Origin of the sequence: Pseudoalteromonas sp. MMG012, from assembly GCF_018100875.1 — a bacterium.
In the GTDB taxonomy this organism is placed as follows: domain Bacteria; phylum Pseudomonadota; class Gammaproteobacteria; order Enterobacterales; family Alteromonadaceae; genus Pseudoalteromonas; species Pseudoalteromonas aurantia.
Map to the genome: position 1 here is coordinate 1 of NZ_JAGJEF010000109.1, position 10,345 is coordinate 10,345.

The following is a 10,345-nucleotide window of genomic DNA, read 5'->3' on the forward strand; positions in this document are numbered from 1 at the left end:
TTTACATACTTATTAAGCATTTTTTCTGAACCAATCAGTAGATCTACACCACTGCTTAGTATTTGCTAGCCAAACTAACCCGCCAACTATTTTGGAAACTAAGTACTCTCACAAGTTATTTCCTATATGCACAGCTACTCCTTCTGAAGACACGATATACTAAAAACAAAAAAGCCGAGCATTGCTCGGCCTTTTACTGATTTAGTTTAATACTTAAATATATTCAACTTCGATGATTTCATATTCAACAGCACCATTTGGTGTTTGAATATTCGCTGTATCATCTAACTCTTTTCCAATTAGTCCACGCGCGATAGGTGAATTAACCGAAATTAAATTACTTTTAATATCAGCTTCATCATCACCAACAATGCGGTATTTCACTTCTTCATCAGTATCAACATTAACGATCGTTACGGTTGTACCAAATATCACTTTACCGTTATTGGCAACCTTTGTGACATCAATAATTTGAGAAGTGGAAAGCTTCGCTTCAATTTCTTGAATTCGGCCTTCACAAAAACCTTGCTGCTCACGCGCTGCATGATATTCAGCATTTTCTTTTAAGTCGCCATGTTCACGCGCATCGGCGATATCGGCAACTATTTTAGGGCGAACTACCGATTTTAAATGGTTTAGTTCTTCACGAAGTAATTGCTCACCTCGTACTGTCATCGGAATTGATTGCATAAGTATCTCACTTATCGCCAAGGTTTCTAGGCCTTGGCTTTGTCCTTAGTTCAATCGTTGGTGTAATTCTTGTACAGAGTTCACTACATTTCTGTCATCTGCAGCATGCGCAGTACAGTTAGCAAACGCTGCATTAAGCGTTGTGGTGTAATTTGTCTTATGTCTTAATGCACCACGACGTAACACCTTCGAGTCTTCAATTGCTTGGCGACCTTCAGTGGTATTTACAATGTAGCTATACTCACCATTTTTGATACGGTCAAGAATATGAGGTCGGCCTTCAAATACCTTGTTCACACGGCGAACTTCAATGCCTGCTTCTTCAAGGGCTTTTGCGGTACCGTTTGTTGCATCTAGCTCAAAACCAATTTCTCTCATGGTTTTTGCTAATTCAACAATACGTGACTTGTCGCTGTTACGCACAGATAGTAGCGCGCGGCCACCGCGTGGTAAAGCATTACCCGCACCTAATTGTGCTTTTGCAAACGCATCGGCGAAATTATCACCAACACCCATCACTTCACCCGTTGAACGCATCTCTGGGCCACGTAATGGATCAACACCTTGGAACTTAGCAAACGGCAGTACCACTTCTTTTACACTGTAGTACGGTGGAATAATCTCTTCAGTAACACCTTGGCTTGCTAAGGTTTGACCCGCCATACAACGCGCTGCCACTTTAGCCAATGCCACACCCGTTGCTTTTGAAACAAACGGCACTGTACGAGCAGCACGTGGGTTTACTTCAATTAAATACACTTTGCCATCTTTAACAGCAAACTGCGTATTCATTAAACCAACAACCCCAAGCTCAAGCGCCATACCAGTTACTTGCTTACGCATAACGTCTTGTATATCTTGCGGTAAAGAATGTGCTGGCAATGAACATGCAGAGTCACCAGAGTGAACACCCGCTTGCTCAATGTGCTCCATGATGCCGCCAATAATAACTTGCTCGCCATCACAAATTGCATCTACGTCAACTTCAATCGCATCATCTAAGAAACGGTCAAGCAATACAGGTGCTTCATTTGACGCTTGTACAGCCTCTGTCATATAACGGCGTAAATCATCTTCGTCATAAACGATTTCCATTGCACGGCCACCTAATACATAAGATGGACGAACAACTAATGGGAAACCAATTTCTTGAGACTTAGCAATCGCTTCTTCCGTTGACGTCACCGTCGCATTTTCAGGCTGTAAAAGGTCTAAACGGTCGACCAATTGTTGGAATCGCTCACGGTCTTCAGCACGGTCAATTGCATCTGGCGAAGTACCAATAATTGGAACTCCATTTGCTTCAAGCTCTCGCGCTAGTTTCAGTGGTGTTTGACCACCGTACTGAACAATAACACCCACAGGCTTTTCAACACGGACTATTTCAAGAACATCTTCAAGCGTAATTGGTTCGAAGAATAAACGATCAGATGTATCATAGTCTGTTGAAACCGTTTCAGGGTTACAGTTAACCATGATCGTTTCGTAACCATCTTCGCGTAGTGCAAGCGCTGCGTGCACACAACAGTAATCGAATTCAATACCTTGACCGATACGGTTTGGACCACCACCAATCACCATGATTTTATCTTTATCAGACGGATTCGCTTCACACTCTTCATCATAAGTAGAGTACATGTAAGCGGTGTCTGAGCTAAACTCTGCCGCACATGTATCTACACGCTTATATACTGGCAAAATTTCTAATTGGTGACGCTTTTTACGAATTTCTTTTTCTGATACACCTGCAATCTCAGCAATACGTGCATCAGCAAACCCTTTACGCTTAAGACGACGCAAGAAGTCTTTAGTTAAACCCGCTAAACCAACATCGGCAATAGTTGCTTCATCTTTGATAATGTCTTCGATTTGCACTAAGTACCAACGGTCAACTTTAGTCAACTCAAATACATCTTCAACACTCATACCATGGCGCATTGCATCTGCAATGTACCAAATACGCTCCGCACCGGGCTCGCGTAATTCGCGAATGATTTTCTCTTTCGCTTTAGGATCATCAAGTGCCACAATCGGGTTAAACCCGTTTGCACCCACTTCTAAGCCACGTAATGCTTTATGTAATGACTCTTGTTGGTTGCGCCCAATTGCCATCACTTCACCCACAGACTTCATCTGTGTTGTTAAACGGTCATTAGCACCAGCAAACTTTTCAAAGTTAAAGCGTGGGATCTTAGTAACAACATAGTCAATTGACGGCTCAAAAGAAGCTGGTGTTGCGCCACCCGTAATGTCATTTTGCAGTTCGTCAAGGGTATAGCCAATTGCCAGCTTTGCCGCAATTTTTGCAATTGGGAAACCTGTCGCTTTAGAAGCAAGCGCTGAAGAGCGAGATACACGTGGGTTCATCTCAATAATAACCATACGGCCATCATCAGGGTTAACACCAAACTGTACGTTTGAACCACCTGTTTCAACACCGATTTCACGCAGAACCGCCATCGAAGCATTACGCATCAATTGATATTCTTTATCAGTCAGTGTTTGTGCTGGAGCAACCGTGATTGAATCACCTGTGTGAACACCCATTGGATCGAAGTTTTCAATAGCACATACAATGATACAGTTGTCGTTTTTGTCACGAACAACTTCCATTTCGTACTCTTTCCAACCAATCAAGCTTTCATCTATTAACAATTCGCTCGTTGGTGAAAGATCAAGACCACGAGTACAAATTTCATCGAACTCTTCTTGGTTATAAGCAACACCACCACCGGTTCCACCCATAGTGAATGAAGGGCGAATAATACATGGGAAGCCAATACGAGTAAGCACGTCGTGTGCTTCATCAATTGTATGTGCAATTTCTGCGCGAGGACACTCCAAGCCGATATTTTTCATCGCAACGTCAAAGCGTTCGCGGTTTTCAGCTTTATCGATAGCATCTGCTGTCGCGCCAATAAGCTCTACACCATGCTTAGCTAATACACCATATTTATCTAAGTCTAGCGCACAGTTCAATGCTGTTTGACCACCCATAGTCGGTAGGACGGCATCAGGCTTTTCTTTTTCGATAATTTTTTCAACAACTTCCCAATGAATTGGCTCGATATACGTCGCATCAGCCATTTCAGGGTCTGTCATAATCGTCGCAGGGTTTGAGTTAACAAGAATAACTCGATAGCCTTCTTCTCTTAGTGCTTTACACGCTTGAGCACCTGAGTAGTCAAATTCACAGGCTTGGCCAATCACAATCGGGCCTGCACCTAAGATAAGAATGCTTTTTAAATCAGTACGTTTTGGCATTATTACTCCGGTCTCAATTAAGCTTTACGAGCTAGCATTAGTTCAATGAAATGGTCAAACAAAGGCGCTGCATCATGTGGGCCTGGGCTTGCTTCAGGGTGACCTTGGAAGCTAAATGCAGGCTTATCTGTACGGTGAATACCCTGCAAAGTCCCATCAAATAATGATTTGTGCGTTGCACATAGTGTTTCTGGTAAGCTTGCTTCATCCGCTGCGAAGCCATGGTTTTGTGCAGTGATCATCACCACGTTACGGTCTAGGTCTTTTACTGGATGGTTACCACCATGATGGCCAAACTTCATTTTAACTGTTTGCGCACCTGAAGCTAATGCCAATAATTGATGACCTAAACAAATACCAAAGATTGGTGTGTCTGTTTCTAGGAAAGTTTTAATCGCGTCAATGGCATAGGTACATGGTTCAGGGTCGCCAGGTCCATTTGACAGGAAAATACCATCTGGGTTTAGTGCTAACACGTCTGCAGCGGAGGTTTCTGCAGGTACCACTGTTAACTTACAACCACGATCCACCAGCATACGTAAAATATTTTTCTTCACGCCAAAGTCGTATGCAACTACATGGAACTTTTCTTCTTCTGCCGTAAGCGTTCGGTAGCCTTCACCTAAAGTCCAGCTTGAATCAGCCCAAGTATACTGCTCTTTCGTACAGACTACTTTTGCCAAATCCATGCCTTTTAAACCTGGGAATGCTTTTGCCGCTTCTAATGCTTGCTGCTCATCAAGTGAGTCACCCGCAATAATACACCCATTTTGTGCGCCTTTATCACGTAAAATACGCGTTAATTTACGTGTATCAATATCCGCTATCCCTAAGATATTACGTTCTTTTAGGTAATCGCTTAACGATTGCTCGTTACGGAAATTACTAGCGAGTAAAGGCAAATCGCGGATCACTAGGCCTTTTGCCCAGATCTGGTCCGCTTCTTCGTCTTCACTGTTAGTTCCGGTATTACCGATATGTGGGTAAGTCAGCGTTACAATTTGTTCCGCGTACGACGGGTCCGTCAAAATTTCTTGATAACCAGTCATAGACGTATTGAATACTACTTCACCGACTGACAAGCCGTCAGCGCCGATCGCAGTACCGCGAAACACTGTGCCGTCTTCAAGGACTAACAGAGCGGATTTAGTCAAGATAACCTCCTAAATGGTAAAAAACGGGAGCTAGCTATTACGCTTTCATCCCGTTCACAAAGCGCTTGGTAACACGCAGTAATAATTTTTGGCAAATTCGTTGTAGTTTACAGCACTTTGTCAGGTTCGTCTAATAAAACCATTAAAAACATGAGAAATAGCAGTTAAGGCCAAAAAAATCCATTAAGAGGTTAAAAGTACATATTATCTAATGCAAATCAAGCACGTCCTGCATAGTATAAAGTCCATTTGGTTTATCTTTGAGCCATGCTGCAGCCCTTACTGCACCTTTCGCAAAGGTCATTCTTGAACTTGCTTTATGGGTAAGTTCAAGCCTTTCGCCCTCTGCAGCGAAGTAAGCCGTATGTTCTCCTACTATGTCCCCCCCTCTCATCACTGAATAACCAATCTCTTGTTGAGATTTTTCGCCATCATCTTGGCTTCTATCAAACTTTGCAACCTCAGCATGATCCCATCCTTTTGCTTTCGCAATTGCCTCGCCAATCATCAGCGCAGTGCCTGATGGTGCGTCTATTTTATGGCGATGATGGGCTTCAAATATTTCGATATCAATATCCTCTGACAAGGTTTTTGCTGCAACCTGAACCAAATTTTCTAATAAATTAATCCCCACCGAATAGTTTCTTGAAAACACAATGGGAATATACTGAGCTGCGTCTTTTAAGGTGCTCATCTCTTCGTCGCTAAGCCCTGTAGTACCAATCACCATAGGTACTCGTTGCTTTATCGCAAGAGCCAAATGCGCTTTCATTCCCTCAGGTAATGTAAAATCAATTGCAACATCTACGTCTGAATTAAGTGATTTGTCACTGGCGAATGACACTTCAGTGTCTCGACATCCAATGACAGGCCCAACGAGTTGTCCTATCAATACGTTAGATTCTCGCACTAACGCTGTCGACAATTGTGCGTACTGTGCTGATAGGCTTGCTTCACATAGCACTTTACCCATTCTTCCATTCGCACCAAAAACAGCTATTTTAATCATATCAAGCTCCTATTAAGTTACGAGTCGTTATACCGAGATTACAAATAGAAATCATCTGTTATTTTCTTATATCTATTAACCTATTTACTTTGTTCTATGGCGTATTAAATAACCGCTATGCGATTTTTACCCCCTCGTATTTTCATTTGAATCCCTCGCCAAAACGCGAAAAATAATAAAAACAATTACCAATCGAATACAAAAGCAACAAACAAACGCTTTTTGATTAAAAACACTAAAAATCACAATACCCAATACAGGAACACTGATACTCTTCGGTCATTTTAAAATACGCGATTTATCAAACACAATGTATTCAATAAAAATACGCTATACCGCTCGGTGAAATAGTAAGCTGTATTAAACGGCTTATTATTGTTACCAAATATAATTGACAAACCATCTAGCCATCTATACATTCGCACATCCATTATAACTATTACTTGAATTATGCGCTTGAATGTGAAAACAATGGCGACATAACAATAAAAAATATTTTTGATATGAGGTCTCAATGCACGAGCCAATGAATAAACTAGCCGCAAAGTTGTCTTTGTTACCGTTACTTACCTTTGTCGGCCTATTTTTGGGTGTTGGTTTGTATTTGCAGTCTCAAGGGGTTGATTATGCGTTTTACCAGCTCCCCGCCCCCGTCGCTATTTTACCTGCGATTGTCATCGCATTTTTAATCAATAAAACCTCTATAAATGAAAGTGTTGAAACCTTTATAAAAGGTGCTGGACACAGCAACATCATAACAATGTGTCTCATTTACTTGCTAGCGGGTGCTTTCTCTGCGGTTGCCAGTGCAACAGGTGGGGTGGATGCGGTTGTAAATGCGGGTTTGTCTCTTATCCCTCCTGCCTTTTTACTGCCTGGGTTATTTTTGATCTCCGCGGTTGTTTCCACTGCCATGGGCACGTCAATGGGCACCATTGGCGCAATAGGACCAATCGCATTAGCTGTATCAATTAAAACAGGAATTGATCCAGCGTTAATGGCCGGTACGATTGTCTCCGGGGCCATGTTTGGTGATAACTTATCGATTATTTCAGACACCACGATTGCTGCAACTCGTACTCAAGGGTGTGAAATGAAAGATAAATTTAGAGAAAATCTAAAAATTGCACTTCCAGCTGCCGTATTAACAGTATGCCTATTAGTATTTTTAACACCCGAGGCCCAAGTTGTCGAAACTAAAGAGTTTGACTGGCTATTAGTGCTACCTTACGCATTTATTTTATTCCTAGCCGTAGCGGGAATGAATGTATTTGTCGTGCTATTTAGCGGAATTATTTTTGCGGCAGCAATGGGCTTTACTGGAGACTATGAAATGGCCAGTTTTGTAAAGGATATATACGAAGGCTTTAGTAGCATGCAGGAAATATTTTTACTTTCAATGTTTATCGGTGGACTCTCTGAGTTCATACGTATTAATGGTGGCTTAGACTATTTGGCTAAAAAGATCCAAGGGCTCACTGCCATCATAGCAAAATGGCATCGCCAAGTTGCAGACCAACTTGGTATTGCGGCACTCGTACTAACAAGCAATTTATGTATTGCGAATAACACAGTCAGTATCATTGTTGCAGGGCCAGTCGCTAAAAAATTAGCTGATGATGGCGAAATACCGGCAAAACGCTCAGCCAGTTTACTGGATATTTTTGCCTGTGTTATGCAAGGCTCATTACCTTACGGCGCTCAAGCACTCTTGCTAGGTGCCACATTTAAAATTAGCCCCTGGGATGTATCAACGTCTTCATACTATTGTTTTATACTCGCCATTACTGCCGTTACCATTATTTGCTTGAAACGCAACAAGCTATAAATTTAATATTAGGCACCATTTTTGGTGCCTTTGCTATACTCTTCGTTGTCGCTCACGTACTTATGGAATGTACTAAACAATGACGAAACTACTCTTATTTGCGCTTGCCTCTATGTACCTTTACTCTATGCCGGTTTTCGCCGCAAACTGGAGTAAAACCCAACTTCATCTCAACTATGGGGAATTTACTAACCCTTTTACCCGTAGTGAAGCAAAAACCAGTGTTTTTTCACTTCAGCATGCATCCGCTTATGACTACGGTGAAAACTTTTTCTTTGTCGATTATTTAGATGACGATATACAAGATAACTATCAAGACCGTGACTTCTATATGGAGTGGTACTCAACCGTCAGTTTAAGTGCTGTCAGCGGCTACTCATTTCAAAAAGGTATTCTCAAAGATATTGGGCTGGTAATGGGGGTTAACATTGCTGGCGACCCAAAAGTGGTTAAATATTTACCCGGTATTAAGCTTAGCTGGGATATTCCTGGGTTTACTTATTTATCAACCACAATAACGGGCTATTTTGATGACAGTGCCGGTGTCGCAAAGCAAGGGGCACCTTCGCAAAGCAATGCATGGATGTTTGATTTGGCATGGGGTTACCCGTTCACTTTAGGAGATCATAAGTTTTTATTTACAGGTCACGCTGAATATATTGGTTCTCGCCAAAATGAATTTGGTATTTATGTCAATGACTGGCTACTCGCCCAGCCCATTCTTCAATGGGATTTAGGCCATGCTCTGGGTAACAAAAGTGATACATTGATGCTGGGGATTGAGTGGCAAATATGGCGTAATAAACTTGGCGGAACTGTAAATGAATCGGTTCCACAAATTCACCTTGCGTGGACATTTTAAACTTTGCAAGCGCAAAAGGCACTGTATTAACAGTGCCTTTTTTAGTTTAACGCTTTCTCAATAGGCTAATTAGAACTTTACATTAACCCCTGCATAGAAGTAACGACCTAACGTATCATAGGTATATGGATCCGTATTTGAATCATTATTCCCTGTATAATACGGAGGTTGTTTATCAAATAAATTGTTGATCCCCGAGGAGATTTTTATACTATCATTTATAAAATAACTTCCTGATATATCATGATACATCACTGAAGGAGTACTTGGTGCATAACAAGATGATGATTCACTTAAGCAAGCATAACTGTCCATACCAGAAATATAACGCACCTTATAATTGGCATACCAGTCATCAGCTTTCAAAGCTAAGCTTAAGTTAGATTTTATATCAGCATAGCCTCCTGAGCCAGAAGTTATCAGTCCGGTATAATCAATTGTTTCTGCTGCGTTTGTGACGACTCGCTCATGCAAAAATGACGTGTCTAACCCTGCTGACCAATGATACCCCATGGCCTCAAACTTATAGAGTAAATTTAAATCTAGGCCGCGCGTTATTTCTTCACCAATATTTTGCAATTGATTGTTAAACGTCGCTTTACCATTAGATACTTCGACGTTTGCTGATTGACACACTGCTGAGTCTTGATTTTTTAACTGTCCGTTGTCACCAATACAACTATCCACAATAAACTGATTGTCGACACTGCCAATGGCGTTACTAATCGCAATATCATAATAATCAAGCGTCATTGATAAACCTTGTAACCATTTTGGTTCATAAACAAGCCCTGCGGTAAGCGTGTCAGCTTCTTCAGGTGTTAACTGATCATTACCACCTACAGTGACCTCTGCTTGGCTATCTAATAACGCGTGATTAATTTGCACAAACGATGGGGAGTTACCACCATAAAGTTCATCAACCGTGGGCGCTCTAAACGCGGTTGAACGCACTCCACGAACCATAAATTCATCATTCACTTTCCATGTAAACCCTAACTTCCAAGTAGAGTCACTACCAAAGCTAGAATAATCAAATGCCCTAACAGCTGCACTTAAATCCACTTGCTGCGCAAACGGTAAATCAGACAATACAGGTACAGCCAACTCTAAAAATGCTTCACTAACATCATAAGAGCCACTGGTAGGCTCTACTTTAGGATCGTTAGCAAGCCCCTGTGAAGTCAATGAATCTGGTGTATACCACGCTTTTTCAGTACGATTTTCAACCCCAGTCGCGAACCCCATATAGCCTGCAGGTAATTCCCACAATTCACCAGACAGAGAAGCACTGAAATTAAGCATTTGACTACCGCCAGTATTTTGCTCGGTGTAAATATAATCAGACATATTCTCTGCCGACCAAGCTGTTTGATCGAGCGGGTTAAACTTGCCACTCTCTATATCTTCAGTAAGGTTACCCACATTATGTAAATTAGACAGCTTATCAACTGAGTCATTTCTGCCAAAATTTAAAGCAACATCCCAATTATAATCATTTTCCAATATCCCTTCTAAGCCTACTACTGTTCTAAATG

Annotated in this window: 7 protein-coding genes; 2 read left to right on the forward strand and 5 right to left on the reverse strand. The window is 41.6% G+C overall.

The annotated features are described in order from the left end of the window. Positions 1-213 precede the first annotated feature (213 nt). From greA to dapB, 4 genes are all read right to left on the reverse strand, one after another. Entirely contained in the window at positions 214-690 is a 477-nt protein-coding gene (greA, locus tag J8L97_RS21345; protein WP_192507972.1) for a transcription elongation factor GreA, read from the reverse strand. Positions 691-735: 45 nt separating this feature from the next. After that, the gene (gene carB / locus J8L97_RS21350) at positions 736-3,954 is read right to left on the reverse strand and encodes a carbamoyl-phosphate synthase large subunit (RefSeq protein ID WP_210997749.1); all 3,219 of its coding nucleotides are present in this window, start codon (positions 3,952-3,954) and stop codon (positions 736-738) included. A gap of 17 nt (positions 3,955-3,971) precedes the next feature. Next, positions 3,972-5,108 (reverse strand): glutamine-hydrolyzing carbamoyl-phosphate synthase small subunit, encoded by a 1,137-nt coding sequence (carA, locus tag J8L97_RS21355; protein ID WP_211052649.1) that lies wholly within the window; start codon positions 5,106-5,108, stop codon positions 3,972-3,974. A 208-nt stretch (positions 5,109-5,316) separates the two neighbouring features. Then, entirely contained in the window at positions 5,317-6,117 is an 801-nt protein-coding gene (gene dapB, locus J8L97_RS21360; RefSeq protein WP_211052651.1) for a 4-hydroxy-tetrahydrodipicolinate reductase, read from the reverse strand. Between the two features lie 514 nt (positions 6,118-6,631). On the opposite strand from dapB, the gene J8L97_RS21365 reads away from it, so the two are divergent. Both J8L97_RS21365 and J8L97_RS21370 read left to right on the forward strand, forming a co-directional pair. Continuing rightward, complete coding sequence (locus J8L97_RS21365; protein WP_211052653.1) at positions 6,632-7,945, forward strand: Na+/H+ antiporter NhaC family protein; 1,314 nt, start codon at positions 6,632-6,634, stop codon at positions 7,943-7,945. A gap of 79 nt (positions 7,946-8,024) precedes the next feature. Then, positions 8,025-8,807 (forward strand): nucleoside-binding protein, encoded by a 783-nt coding sequence (locus tag J8L97_RS21370; RefSeq protein WP_210997754.1) that lies wholly within the window; start codon positions 8,025-8,027, stop codon positions 8,805-8,807. A gap of 69 nt (positions 8,808-8,876) precedes the next feature. Here the strand turns inward: J8L97_RS21370 and J8L97_RS21375 are convergent. Continuing rightward, positions 8,877-10,345 (reverse strand): TonB-dependent receptor domain-containing protein (locus tag J8L97_RS21375; RefSeq protein WP_211052655.1); only part of this gene is annotated, 1,469 nt, incomplete at its 5' end.